Origin of the sequence: Variovorax sp. NFACC27 (assembly GCF_048301545.1) — a bacterium.
Lineage (GTDB): Bacteria > Pseudomonadota > Gammaproteobacteria > Burkholderiales > Burkholderiaceae_C > Variovorax > Variovorax gossypii.
This window is the reverse complement of sequence record NZ_CP157613.1, coordinates 1266278-1278456: the sequence shown is the minus strand read 5'-3', so window position 1 is coordinate 1278456 and position 12179 is coordinate 1266278. Positions and strand designations below refer to the sequence as shown.

Annotated in this window: 12 protein-coding genes; 7 read left to right on the top strand and 5 right to left on the bottom strand. The window is 66.7% G+C overall.

What is annotated here, in order from left to right; genetic code table 11:
* Nucleotides 1-158: 158 nt before the first annotated feature.
* From ABL840_RS05970 to ABL840_RS05960, 3 genes are read left to right on the top strand one after another with little or no spacing between them, the layout of a single operon-like run.
* Entirely contained in the window at nt 159-749 is a 591-nt protein-coding gene (locus ABL840_RS05970) for a TRAP transporter small permease (RefSeq protein WP_093299540.1), read from the top strand.
* Nucleotides 746-2044 (top strand): TRAP transporter large permease, encoded by a 1299-nt coding sequence (locus ABL840_RS05965; protein WP_093207423.1) that lies wholly within the window; start codon nt 746-748, stop codon nt 2042-2044. Before ABL840_RS05970 ends, ABL840_RS05965 begins: the two co-directional genes overlap by 4 nt.
* A 52-nt stretch (nt 2045-2096) precedes the next feature.
* Nucleotides 2097-3134, top strand: coding sequence for a DctP family TRAP transporter solute-binding subunit (locus tag ABL840_RS05960; RefSeq protein WP_093299537.1), 1038 nt, complete (start codon nt 2097-2099; stop codon nt 3132-3134).
* A gap of 31 nt (nt 3135-3165) precedes the next feature.
* On the opposite strand, the gene ABL840_RS05955 is transcribed toward ABL840_RS05960, so the two are convergent.
* Entirely contained in the window at nt 3166-4131 is a 966-nt protein-coding gene (locus ABL840_RS05955) for a GlxA family transcriptional regulator (RefSeq protein ID WP_093299534.1), read from the bottom strand.
* A gap of 121 nt (nt 4132-4252) precedes the next feature.
* On the opposite strand from ABL840_RS05955, the gene ABL840_RS05950 reads away from it, so the two are divergent.
* From ABL840_RS05950 to ABL840_RS05940, 3 genes are all read left to right on the top strand, one after another.
* A complete protein-coding gene (locus tag ABL840_RS05950; protein ID WP_093299532.1) occupies nt 4253-5092 on the top strand; it encodes a dienelactone hydrolase family protein in 840 nt (279 codons plus the stop codon).
* 245 nt (nt 5093-5337) lie between these two features.
* Complete coding sequence (locus tag ABL840_RS05945; RefSeq protein ID WP_418116211.1) at nt 5338-6417, top strand: nucleoside hydrolase; 1080 nt, start codon at nt 5338-5340, stop codon at nt 6415-6417.
* 61 nt (nt 6418-6478) lie between these two features.
* Nucleotides 6479-6985, top strand: a complete 507-nt coding sequence (locus ABL840_RS05940) for a hypothetical protein (RefSeq protein ID WP_143042889.1) — start codon at nt 6479-6481, stop codon at nt 6983-6985.
* A 23-nt stretch (nt 6986-7008) separates the two neighbouring features.
* On the opposite strand, the gene ABL840_RS05935 is transcribed toward ABL840_RS05940, so the two are convergent.
* Together ABL840_RS05935 and ABL840_RS05930 are read right to left on the bottom strand one after the other, a co-directional pair.
* Nucleotides 7009-8877 (bottom strand): DUF1963 domain-containing protein, encoded by a 1869-nt coding sequence (locus ABL840_RS05935; RefSeq protein WP_093299527.1) that lies wholly within the window; start codon nt 8875-8877, stop codon nt 7009-7011.
* 61 nt (nt 8878-8938) lie between these two features.
* Complete coding sequence (locus tag ABL840_RS05930; RefSeq protein ID WP_143042888.1) at nt 8939-9382, bottom strand: surface-adhesin E family protein; 444 nt, start codon at nt 9380-9382, stop codon at nt 8939-8941.
* Between the two features lie 188 nt (nt 9383-9570).
* Here ABL840_RS05930 and ABL840_RS05925 point away from each other — a divergent pair, with 188 nt between their 5' ends.
* On the top strand, nt 9571-10602 hold the full coding sequence (locus tag ABL840_RS05925) for an alpha/beta hydrolase family protein (RefSeq protein ID WP_418116210.1): 1032 nt from the start codon (nt 9571-9573) through the stop codon (nt 10600-10602).
* Between the two features lie 109 nt (nt 10603-10711).
* Here ABL840_RS05925 and ABL840_RS05920 read toward each other — a convergent pair whose 3' ends face one another.
* Nucleotides 10712-11449, bottom strand: a complete 738-nt coding sequence (locus tag ABL840_RS05920; RefSeq protein ID WP_093207394.1) for an amino acid ABC transporter ATP-binding protein — start codon at nt 11447-11449, stop codon at nt 10712-10714.
* Between the two features lie 40 nt (nt 11450-11489).
* Nucleotides 11490-12179 (bottom strand): amino acid ABC transporter permease, encoded by a 690-nt coding sequence (locus tag ABL840_RS05915; RefSeq protein WP_093207392.1) that lies wholly within the window; start codon nt 12177-12179, stop codon nt 11490-11492.

Here is a 12179-nt window from a genome sequence, read left to right as displayed (position 1 = left end):
GCGCCATGAACAAGGGGCCTGCTAAGGAAACCCCCGATATATGAGTGGTCATTGACCCCCTAGCATCGGTAACAGTTTCCCTGTCGAGGTGTACGGAACGCGTCCCGGCGTCCGCCCGGTGACATGGCGTTCGTGCGTGCCTCACTGACCATCCTGCGATGACAACTCCACCCGAGTCCGGCCCCACGCTGGACGCCGCCAGCCCCATTCCCCCCGACATCGAAGCCGCAGACGAACCGACCAAGGTTCCCCTTGCCATCGAGGACTGGCTCACGGTCATCATCATGGGCGCGCTGGCGCTCATCACTTTTGCCAACGTCATCGTCCGCTACTTCACCGATTCTTCCTTTGCCTGGACGGAAGAGTTCTCGGTGTTCCTCATGATCATGCTGGCGCTGGTGGCCGGTTCGGCCGCGGTGGCGCGCGACCGGCACATCCGCATCGAGTACTTCTCCGAAAGCGGCTCGATGGCGCGGCGCAAGCGGCTGGCGCAGTTCGGCGCGCTGATGATCGCCGTGCTCTTCACGCTCATCGGTGCGCTCAGCATACGCATGGTGTGGGACGACTACCGCTTCGAGGAGACGACGCCCGGCATCGGCCTGCCCTCCTGGTGGTATTCGATCTGGCTGCCCATCGTGTCCTTCGCCATCGCGCTGCGGGCCATAGGCCTCATGATCCGGCGCGGACGCGAGACGACGACGCACGGCGAAGCTGACGACAACAACAACAGCAAGGGCGACGCATCGTGATCGCCACCCTGCTCTTCGTCGCTTTCGTCGTGATGATGCTGGTGGGCGTGCCCATCGGCGCCGCGCTGGGCCTGGCGGGCGCCGCCTGCATCGCGCTGGCCAACAGCGACGCCCAGTGGTTCGGCCTGCTGGCCGTGCCGCAGAACTTCTATGCGGGCCTGGGCAAATATCCGCTGCTGGCCATTCCTATGTTCGTGCTGGTCGGCTCCATCTTCGACCGCTCGGGCGTGGCGCTGCGGCTGGTGAACTTTGCCATTGCCATCGTGGGGCGCGGCCCCGGCATGCTGCCGCTGGTGGCGATTGCGGTGGCGATGTTCCTCGGCGGCATCTCGGGCTCGGGCCCGGCCAATGCGGCAGCGGTGGGCGCGGTGATGATCGCGGCCATGTCGCGTGCTGGCTACCCCGCGGCCTACTCGGCCAGCGTGGTGGGCGCGGCGGCGGCCACCGACATTCTCATTCCGCCTTCGGTCGCCTTCATCGTCTACTCGGTGCTGGTGCCCGGTGCCTCGGTGCCCGCGCTGTTCGCGGCCGGCATGGTGCCCGGCGTGATGGCCGGCCTGGCGCTGATGATTCCAGCCGTGTGGCTCGCCCGCAAGCACAAGATGGGCGCGCTCGAGGCCACGCTGCCGCGCCCGCCTTTCTGGAAGAGCTTTCGCGAAGCGACCTGGGGGCTGGCGGCGCCGGTGCTCATTTTGGGCGGCATGCGCGCGGGCTGGTTCACGCCCACCGAGGCAGCCGTGGTGGCGGTGTTCTACGGCCTCTTCGTGGGCATGTGCATCCACCGGACCATCAAGGTGCGCGACCTGTTCGTCATCTTGCGCGAGTCGGGCGAGCTCTCGGCGGTGATCTTGCTGGTGGTGTCGCTGGCGGGCATCTTCGCGTATTCGCTCTCGACGCTGGGCGTGATCGACCCGGTGACGCGCGCCATCGTGAACTCGGGGCTGGGCGAGTACGGCATCCTGGCGCTGCTGATCTTGCTGCTCATCACCGTGGGCATGTTCCTCGACGGCGTGTCGATCTTCCTGATCTTCGTGCCGCTGCTGCTGCCCATCGTGCAGTACTACAAGTGGGACCCGGTGTGGTTCGGCGTGATCCTCACGCTGAAGGTGGCGCTGGGCCAGTTCACGCCGCCGCTGGCGGTCAACCTCATGGTGTCGTGCCGCATCGCGAAGGTGCGCATGGAAGAGACCGTGCGCTGGGTGGGCTGGATGCTGTTCTCGATGTTCGTGGTGATGGTGCTGGTCATCATCTTCCCCGAGCTCGCGCTCTGGTTGCCGCGCAAGCTCGGCTACTGATTCATTCTTTCGTCCGTCCCGTCGCAGAACCATTATTAGGAGAGCCTTGATCATGAAATTCCGCCGCACCCTGCTCGGCCTTGCAGCCGTTGCCACCGCCCTCGGCATGTTCTCGTCCGGCGCCATGGCGCAGGCCGCCTACAAGCCCGAGTACAAGATGTCGCTGGTGCTGGGCCCGCCCACGCCGTGGGGCCAGGCCGGGAAGATCTGGGCCGACCTGGTGAAGGAGCGCACGCAGGGCCGCATCAACATCAAGCTGTACCCGGGCGTGTCGCTCATCCAGGGCGACCAGACGCGCGAGTTCAGCGCGCTGCGCCAGGGCGTGATCGACATGGCCGTGGGCTCGACCATCAACTGGTCGCCACAGGTCAAGCAGCTCAACCTGTTCTCCATGCCTTTCCTGATGCCCGACTACGCGGCCATCGACGCGCTCACGCAGGGCGAGGTCGGCAAGGACATGTTCAAGACGCTCGACAAGGCCGGTGTGGTGCCGCTCGCATGGGGCGAGAACGGCTTCCGCGAGATCACCAACTCGAAGAAGCCGATCAAGTCGCCGGCCGACATCAAGGGCATGAAGATCCGCGTGGTGGGCTCGCCCATCTACTCCGACATGTTCACCGCGCTGGGCGCCAACCCCACGCAGATGAGCTGGGCCGATGCGCAGCCCGCGCTGGCCAGCGGCGCGGTCGACGGGCAGGAGAACCCGCTCTTCCTGTTCACGGTGCTCAAGATGCAGACCGTGGGCCAGAAGTTCGTGACCACCTGGGGCTATGTGGCCGACCCGCTGGTGTTCGTGGTCAACAAGGAAATCTGGGCCTCGTGGACGCCGGCCGACCAGGCCATCGTGCGCCAAGCGGCCATCGACGCGGGCAAGGAAGAGATCGTCATCGCGCGCAAGGGCCTGGTGGAAGCCGACAAGCCCGTGCTCAAGGACATCGCCGGCATGGGCGTGACCGTGACCAGCCTCACGCCGGCCGAGCGCGCCGAGTTCGTGAAGGCAACGCGGCCGGTGTACGACAAGTGGAAGTCGACCATCGGCGCGGACCTGGTGGCGAAGGCCGAGCAGGCGATCGCTGCGCGAAAGAAGTAATCCGAGTCATGCCGACAGCCGCCGCGCCTGTTCAGGCGCGGTAGCGGCTGGGGTTCGCTCCGGCCACTTTCTTCATCAGGCGCCGCAGTGCCGTGGCGTCTTGATACCCCACTGCCCCCGCCACCTGCTCGACCGTCATGCGGCTGGATTCGAGCAGCGCGCGGGCGCGCCGCAGCCTCACGCTCTGCACCAGCGCCTGCGTGCTCTTGCCGGTGGCCTTGCGAATGTGGCGCGACAGCGTGCGCTCCGACATGCAGAACTCGCGCGCCAGCTCGCTCACCGTCGGCGCCTCGGGCAATGCCGACTCGACCCGCGCCGCGAGCCGCGCCACCAGGTCGTTGCCGCTGGCCAGCACCTCCGCCGCGATGAACGGCGCTTGCGCCTGGCGGCCGTCGATCAGCAGCATGCGCGAGACAAGATCGGTGAGCGCGCTGCCGCAGCGCTCGCGCAGCAGGTGCAGCATCAGATCGGTCTGGGCGAAGGCGGCGCCCGCGGTGACGACGGGGCCGTCGGAGCACACCATGCGGTCGGCATCGACGGTGCAGCCGGGTGACATGCGCGCGAGCAGCGGCGCGTACCACCATGAAACCGTCGCGCGCCGGCCCTGCAGCAGGCCGGCGGCATTCAACAGGAACACGGCCGAGCACGAGGCCGCGACCTGCCCGCCTGCCTTGGCGTGGCGCACGAGGCCGGCAATGGCCTTGGCTGCATCGGCGCTCTCGAGGCACTGGCGGATCTCGCCGGGTGTGTTGAGGCCGAGCCCCGGCACCACCCATGTGGAGCGGTCGTCGCGCGGGCGCACGGGCATGCGCGTGGTGTCGAGGCTCATGCCGGCGCGCAGTTGCACCGGGCCGCCGTGCACCGAGCACAGCCGCCAGCGGGGCGGCGCGACGCCCGCGCGGACAGCCATCGCTTCGGCTGCGCCGAGGATGTCCATGGTGACCGCGACGCTGGAATTGAAGGCGCCGGGCAGCACCAGCACGGTGAAGTCATGCATCTGAATGGTTGGCCGATAAAGCCTGAAAGGAGTCGAATTGGACACTGCCATTCTGATGAGGCCGAAGGTCCAATACAAGCTTCACGGCTTTCGCACGACCTGAACGGCAAAAAGGAAACCCATGGCACAGCAACGCTCCATGAACGAAGACGATCCGCTCGACGACTTCACCGCGCGCCAGATCACGCTCGACGGCATCGAAAAGAAGGTCTACGTCATGGGCCAGGGCCCGGCCGTGATCGTGATGACCGAGATGCCCGGCATCAGCCCGCACGTGGCGCGCTTCGCACGCTGGGTGCGCGACGCGGGCTTCACCGTCTACATGCCCTCGCTGTTCGGGCGCGATGGCGCGGTGCCCGGCGCGGAAGAAGGCATCGCGGTGTTCAAGCGCGCCTGCGTCAGCGCGGAGTTCCGCGCCTTCGCGGCCAACGAGTCGAGCCCGGTCACGCAGTGGCTGCGCTCGCTCGCGCGGTTCGCGCATGCCGAGTGCGGCGGGCCCGGTGTCGGCGCGATCGGCATGTGCTTCACGGGTAACTTCGCGCTCTCGATGATGCTCGAGCCCGCGATGCTCGCGCCGGTGGTGTGCCAGCCCTCGCTGCCGATGGACAAGCCGGAGGCCATGAACATGTCGCCGGACGAACTGGCCTCGGTGCGCGAACGGCTGGAGCGCGAGGACCTGACCGTCATGGCCTACCGCTTCGAGGGCGACAGGCATTGCAGGGCGCAGCGCTTCGCGGCCTTCTCGCAGGCGCTGGGCGAGCGCTTCGTGGCGCGCGTGCTGCCCGACAGCGCGGCCAACACCAATACGCCGCCCTTCTTCGCGCAGGTGGTGGCGAGCCCGCACAGCGTGGTGACGGCGCACCTGATCGACGAAGCGGGGCAGCCGACGATGGCGGCGCGCGACGAAATACTGGCCTTCTTCACGCGGCAGCTGCGGCCGTCCGGCTCCAGCTTGGCCTGAACAAGCGGCGTTTTTGCAACACGCGGGGCATGGCCTCGGGCATGGCGGATGAAACCTCTTCGCCGTGCCTTGCGCACTTTCAGTTTCGGCCTTTCCGATGCGCTAACGCCTTGGTATGCGCAACGTTGCAGCCGCGCACGAGCGCGTCGAAAATGCCTTCGCGATCCGGTGTTCGTGCCGCGCGATGCTCTGGCAGACTGATTCGAGAGGCGCTTTCTTCACAGCGTCCGCAAGGAGTCTTCCCCATGCATTCAAGGCCCGCAGCATCGGCGCTGCCATTGCGCTTTGCCGCGCTCTTCCCGATTCTTTTTCTCGGACTCGTTGCCCTCTTGACCGCCAGCTTCATCGCCCCGAAGGCCCACGCCGCCGACGCCACCCCGGCAACGACGCACACGCTCATCATCGATACCGACCCCGGCGCCGACGACGTGATCGCGCTGCTCTTCGCCATGGCTTCGCCCGAGCAGCTGAAGATCCAGGCGCTCACCACGGTGGCCGGCAACGTGCCGCTTTCGAAGACTTCGCGCAACGCGCGCCTCGCGCGCGAATGGGCGAAGCGGCTCGACATCGCGATCTATGCCGGCGCGCCGCGTCCCCTGCTGCGCACGCCGATCTACGCGGCCGACATCCACGGCAGCGAAGGCATCACCGGTGTGAAGGTACACGAGCCGAGCCAGCCGCTGGCCGACGGCAGCGCGGTCGATTACCTGATCCGCACGCTGCGCGCCGCGCCCGAGAAGAGCGTGACGCTCGCGATGCTCGGCCCCGAGACCAACCTCGCGCTGGCGCTCACGCAGGCGCCCGACATCACGCGCGGCCTGCGCGAGCTGGTGCTCATGGGCGGCGCGCATTTCAACGGCGGCAACATCACGCCCACCGCCGAGTTCAACGTGTTCGCCGATCCGCACGCGGCCGAGATCGTGCTCAAGAGCGGCGTGCCGATCACCATGCTGCCGCTGGACCTCACGCACAAGGTGCTGACCAGCCCCGAGCGCATTGCAAAGCTGCGCGGCCTCGGCAACCAGGCCGGCAAGACCGTGGCCGACATCCTCGACGCCTACGTGCAGCACGACATGCAGTACTACGGCCTGCCCGGCGGCCCGGTGCACGACGCCACCGTGGTCGCCTACCTGCTGCAGCCCTCGCTGTTCAGGGGCCGCAAGGTCAACGTGGAAGTCGATAGCCGCGAAGGGCTGGGCTTCGGGCAGACGGTGGTCGACTGGTATGGCGGGCTGAAGAAACCGGCCAACGTGAACTGGATCGCCGAAGGGGATGCGCAGGGGTTCTTCGATCTGCTGACGCAGAGGATTTCGCGGTTGCCTTGAGTCGAGCAGCATGCACAGACTGGCCGCGTCCGACCTTGTCGCCCTTGCCACACTTGCACTCATGAGTTCCATCCCGCCCGCTCAAGCCGCTCGCCCCGCCGCCGGTCAGGAAGTCGACGAATCGCGTTCGATCGAGCTTCAGGTCGAGCTTCCCCGGCCGTGCATCGCCGTGCCCGGCGGACAGGCCACGGTGCTGCTTCCGCGTCGCGAGCTGGAGCGGCTGGCCACCGGTGCGCCGACCGCATGGACCACCGAGACCGAACGGCAGGCGCTCATCCAGGGACGAAGGGCCGCCGCGCTGCTGAAGGCGACAGGGGCAGGATCGACTGCCGATGCCAACGGCTGCCAGACGCTGCAGGGCCCTGCCGATTCCGACGCCCAGCACCTGGTCGCGGACTTCCTGGAGCGGGGCGCCGCGTCGGTCCTTTCCTCCGGCAAGGCTCAGCCCCGGATCACGGTCCGCTACCTCGGCTCGAAGTGCGGGCCGACCTGCGGCAGGGGCGACATCCTGTTCCATGTGCCGGGCGAGCCTGGGCCGTTCTTCGCTGTGTCGTGGTGGGTGTCCTGACCGCTGACGTCTGAGCAACGACCTCAGCTGCTCTCCAGGCTCCAGTGCACGCGGGAGAAATCGCCTAGCGCCAGGTCCTTCTCGTGGATGCTGAAGGTGAAGGTGCCCGCGTCCCAGAAGCAGAAGCCCGGGTTGCCGTCTGAGCAAAGCGTCAGCAGGTTGACCCACTCCACGGGCAGCCCGCCCTTCTCACGCGATGCCTGCTCCTGCGGGTTCTCGTGCTGCGTGAAGACGTGGGCGTTCATCAGGTGTGCGGCGTTCCGACGCTCGCCGTCGCCGGCCAGCTCGGCTTCGAGTGCCCAGTAAGCCTCCTGCAGCGCGTCGTCCCTGTCGATCTCCAGCAGCATGGCGTCGTCGCCCAGCAGGCGCCCGTTGCCGGCGTTGTAGAGATTCGGCAAGGACACGGTGATGTCGACGCTGGCCTTGTAGCCTTCGTAGGCATCGGACACGCTGCAGCCGTCGGCGAATTCGACGTCTTCCGGCCACGCGTGCGTGCGCAGCGCGTCAGCCGGCGCATCGGAATGCAGCACGCACACGCCGTCGCCTTGCTCCTGGCCTTCGCCGAAGAAATAGAGGCGGCCTGAGCGCGGCAGCCACGATTGCATCGAAGCAATATCCGCCAGGTCGATCTGTGCGTAGAAGCGCCAAGGCTTTCCGTCAGTCGACGGGTAGTCGATGCCAGGCGGCAGGTCAGGCCTGCCGCCGATGCGGGTGTTGCCCAGGCTTGCGTAATCTTCGGATTCCACTGTGCGCAGGCGCAGAGCCTGGCGCGCATGGCGCAGGAGTGCGTCTGCGTAGCGCTGGAGGCCGTGCCGCGCCAGGGCCTCACCCAGCAACGCCACATGCGTCGGGCTTCCGCGCGCCATGAAGGCCTCGCGATCCACCACGGCCTCGACCTCGGGGCGGTAGCGGATGTCGCGGAACAGGGCTTCGTTCTTCCTTTCGATGTCGACCTTTTCGATGTTCTTCAATGAGGTCGGCAGCGATTCGAAGGGGTTCTTGTTGATGCTGAGGTGCGTGAGGGCCGGCAGATTGCCCACGGACTCGGGCAAGGTCGCGAGCCGGTTTCCGTCGAGCAGCAGGCGCTGCAGGCGTTCGAGCCGCGAGATGCTGGCGGGCAACGCCTCGATGCGGCAGTGCGCAAGCGAGAGCACTTCCAGCGATTCGAGCGCGCCCAGGCCCTCGGGGAGGTGGGAAAAGACCGGGCTGCGCAGGTACAGCTCACGAAGCCGGGTCAGCGTGCAGAAGGATTCCGGGAACGCGGTGGCCGAATTCGCCGTGTCGGTGCTCCACGAATGCTGAAGCGACAGGTGCTCGAGCCGTGTGAAGCGCAGAAGTTCGTCGCGCCACCGCCCATCCCATTCGCGGACGAGCAACCGGCGCACGCGCTCGGGCGGAGCGGCCATCGCCTCTTCGAAGCTGCCGTAGGTGTAGGGGCGCAGCTCGACCTCTCCCGGCGGGCAATGCCACACCACATGCACCGGCACGCCTTGCGCGTCCGTCTCGTAGTCGTGCCGCAGCAGGCCCTGCAATTCGACGCGGTCGGGACGCAGGTCGATCTCGCCGAAGAAGCGCGTGCCGAAGGCGAAGCCCTTCTCCCAGAGCGCGAAGAAGCCGTTCGTCGGCTGGTTCTGGAGATAGCTGATGCGCCGCTGCGGCGTGTCGTGGTTGTCGTAGAAGTGGAAGGTCGAAGACCGGAACGAAGGGGCAATCCCGCCAGTCGCGGGGTTGTCGAAGCCCTCCGGGTCGAAGGGCGGCGTGTGCCGTGACCTGTCGTAGCCGACCGGCCGGCCCTTGAGATGGAAGGACATGCCGCCGTCCTCGAATGCGACCTCCGTCTCGGGGTCGAACTCGAATGCGCACTTGCCGATCTGGAACTTGTTGATGGACACGAGGGCTCCGCGGGGAAACTGGCCGCCGAGCCTATCAGCAGACGCGAGGGCGCGATTGCGGTCAGCGCGCCTGCGCGCACACGTGCTTGAACACGATCCCACTCACCGTGGTGGGTCCGCCGACGGCCTTCCACTCGGTATGCCGGCTGAGGTCGATGTCGTGCACCTCCAGCGGGCCGTTGTGGCTCACGACGCGGCGCGCCTTTTCGCGCGCGCCCTTGCAGTCGTAGTCGTAGAGGTAGCGCGAGGTGCGGTACGGGGTCTTGCCGACGTCGGTCTGCAGTTCGTCATAACGGTAGAGCGTCCAGGCTTCCACCATGCCGTCGTGCGGGCGGATGGAATCGCGCTGCAACAGCACCTTCTTGCGGGGCGTCGATGCGATCTCGGTCCAGTTCTCGGCGGACTGTGCCGGCATTGCCGCCAGCAGGGTCGCCGCCGCGCAGGCCGATGCGACGAGGCGGAATACCGCCGCCGTGCGATGCAAGGATCGATTGGGTCTTCTCATCCTTTTCTCCTCCGTGTGTGCGGGCTGCGCTATCGGCGCCGCCCTCTTGCCACGGCACGAGCATAGCTCCGCGCTCCGCCCAGTCGCTTGGCGCCCTCTTTCGCGCATTTCGTCGCATTCCCGTGGAGGTTGCGCCGGCACGCGGCAACCATGCGCACTCCACAGACCACGCCGAGGAGATGCGCACGATGTCCCCCGCTTCCTTCTTTCGCCAGAGCCTGCTGCTCGCTTCTGGCCTGCTGCTGTCCTTCCAGCTCATGGCCGCGCAGGCCGGCTGGCGGCAGATCCGCATTCCGGGCGCCACTCCTGACGACGCGCCCACGGTGGTCTCGCTGTACTACCCGACGCAGGCGCCCGCACGCGCGACGGCCATGGGGCCGTTCACTGTGCAGGCGGCCATCCAGGCAGCGCCCGAAGACAAGGTCAAGGGCCTGATCCTGCTGAGCCACGGCCTCGGCGGCACCGAGCTGGGCCACAGCAGCCTGGCCGAAGCGCTCGCGCGGGACGGCTACCTGGTCGCGGCGCTGCGCCATCCGGGCGACAACTGGCAGGACGGTTCGCTGTTGAAGAAAGGCGCGGCCGCCTACTTCGGCGAGCGGCCACGGCAGGCCTCGCGGGTGATCGATGCGCTGCTGCAGGATCCGTTGTGGAGGGACCGCATCGCGCGCGACGACCGGGGCTATCGCATCGGCGCACTGGGCCATTCGGCCGGCGGCTACACGGTGCTGGCGCTTGCGGGCGGCCAGGCCGACCTGTCGCGCATCACCACGCATTGCACGAGCGAACGCGCCGCCGATCCGATCTTCTGCGGCGTCAACCGCGGCGACGCGCCGCCTGCCTCGCTGCTTCCCTCGTTGCGCGACCCGCGCGTGCGCGCGGTCGTGTCGATGGCTCCCGCGGGTGTTCCCTTCACGGCTTCGTCCCTCGCGCAGGTGCGAGTGCCCACGCGAATCTACGAAGCCGAGCAGGACCGCTTCCTGGTGCCGCGCTTCCACGCCGAATGGGTGGCCAGCAACATGCCCGCGGCCGAGCTGCGCCGCATCCCGAACGCATGGCACTTCGCGTTCATGGACACGCCGTCCATGCCCATCCAGACGCCCGACGGCAACATCGCCGACGACCCGCCGGGTTTCGACCGCCAGGTGTTCCTGGCGCGGCTGGGGCGCGAGATTCAGGACTTCTTCGACAAGGCGCTGTCCGGGGAGTCCCGCCCGCAGTGAATGGCGCCTGCTCGGGCCGGCCCTGCGCTCGACCCTGAGTCCAAAAGAAAAGGCCATGCCGGCGACGGCATGGCCTTTTCTGTCGCTTGCTTGCTCTGTGCAGCGGCGCTCAGTGCTGCAGGATCTTGTTGAGGAAGTCCTTGGTGCGCGGCTGGCGGTTTTCCGGATGGCCGAAGAACTCGTCCTTCGAGCAGTCTTCCAGGATGCGGCCGCCCACGTCGATGAAGATCACGCGGCTGGCGACCTTGCGCGCAAAGCCCATTTCGTGCGTGACCACCATCATGGTCATGCCTTCCTTGGCGAGGTTCACCATCACGTCGAGCACTTCGCCGACCATCTCGGGGTCGAGCGCCGAGGTGGGTTCGTCGAACAGCATGACGATGGGGTCCATCGACAGCGCACGGGCAATGGCCACGCGCTGCTGCTGGCCGCCCGAGAGCTGGCCCGGGAACTTGTCCTTGTGCGCCATCAGGCCCACGCGGTCGAGCATCTTCAGTCCGCGGGTCTTGGCTTCGTCGGGCGAGCGGCCCAGCACCTTGATCTGCGCGATCGTGAGGTTCTCGGTCACCGACAGGTGCGGGAACAACTCGAAGTGCTGGAACACCATGCCGACCTTGGAGCGCAGCTTGGGCAGGTTGGTCTTGGGGTCGTGCAGCGGAATGCCGTTGACGGTGATCTCGCCCTTCTGGAAGGGCTCGAGCGCGTTCACGGTCTTGATGAGCGTGGACTTGCCGGAACCCGACGGGCCGCACACAACCACCACGTCACCCTTGGAGATGTTGACGGAGCAGTCGTTGAGCACCTGCACCGGGCCGTACCACTTCGATACGTTCTTGATTTCGATCATTTTTTCGGACATTTCTTTCTCCGGTTGGACACTCAATCCGTCAGCGGATGATGGCGATCTTCTTGTGCAGGCGTTTCACCAGCCAAGAAAGGGCGTAGCACATGACGAAGTACACGACAGCCGCGAGCAGGTAGGCCTCGATCGGGCGGCCGAAGTTCTTGCCGGCGGTCTCGAAGCCCTTGAGCATGTCGTAGGCACCGATGGCGTAGACCAGCGACGTGTCCTGGAACAGGATGATGGTCTGCGTGAGCAGCACCGGCAGCATGTTGCGGAAGGCCTGCGGCAGCACCACCAGGCGCATGTTCTGGCCGTAGGTCATGCCCACGGCCTGGCCGGCGTTGATCTGGCCGCGCGGGATCGACTGGATGCCCGCGCGCATGATCTCGCTGAAGTAGGCGGCCTCGAACGCGACGAAGGTGATCACGGCCGAGATCTCGGAGCGGTAGTTGGAGCCCACCGAGCCGAACAGCGAGTAGAACGACGCCGGCACCAGCAGGAAGAACCACAGGATCACCATCACCAGCGGGATGCTTCGCATGCCGTTGACGTACAGGGCCGCGGGCGCATCGAGCCACTTCTTGCCCGACAGGCGCATGAGCGCCAGGATCGTGCCGAAGATCACGCCGCCGATCGTGGCCACCACCGTCAGCGTGACGCTGAAGTAGAAGCCCTTGACGACGAAGTTGCTGATGACGTCCCAGTTGTAGAAGGAAAGGTCGAGATTCATCAT

Excerpts from the sequence above, each read along its gene's own strand:
- ABL840_RS05950 (WP_093299532.1), top strand. The coding sequence starts at position 4,253 with ATGGCACAGCAACGCTCCATGAACGAAGACGATCCGCTCGACGACTTC.
- ABL840_RS05970 (WP_093299540.1), top strand. The coding sequence starts at position 159 with ATGACAACTCCACCCGAGTCCGGCCCCACGCTGGACGCCGCCAGCCCC.
- ABL840_RS05920 (WP_093207394.1), bottom strand. The coding sequence starts at position 11,449 with ATGATCGAAATCAAGAACGTATCGAAGTGGTACGGCCCGGTGCAGGTG.
- ABL840_RS05925 (WP_418116210.1), top strand. The coding sequence starts at position 9,571 with ATGTCCCCCGCTTCCTTCTTTCGCCAGAGCCTGCTGCTCGCTTCTGGC.
- ABL840_RS05940 (WP_143042889.1), top strand. The coding sequence starts at position 6,479 with ATGAGTTCCATCCCGCCCGCTCAAGCCGCTCGCCCCGCCGCCGGTCAG.
- ABL840_RS05945 (WP_418116211.1), top strand. The coding sequence starts at position 5,338 with ATGCATTCAAGGCCCGCAGCATCGGCGCTGCCATTGCGCTTTGCCGCG.
- ABL840_RS05960 (WP_093299537.1), top strand. The coding sequence starts at position 2,097 with ATGAAATTCCGCCGCACCCTGCTCGGCCTTGCAGCCGTTGCCACCGCC.
- ABL840_RS05930 (WP_143042888.1), bottom strand. The coding sequence starts at position 9,382 with ATGAGAAGACCCAATCGATCCTTGCATCGCACGGCGGCGGTATTCCGC.
- ABL840_RS05955 (WP_093299534.1), bottom strand. The coding sequence starts at position 4,131 with ATGCATGACTTCACCGTGCTGGTGCTGCCCGGCGCCTTCAATTCCAGC.
- ABL840_RS05915 (WP_093207392.1), bottom strand. The coding sequence starts at position 12,179 with ATGATGAATCTCGACCTTTCCTTCTACAACTGGGACGTCATCAGCAAC.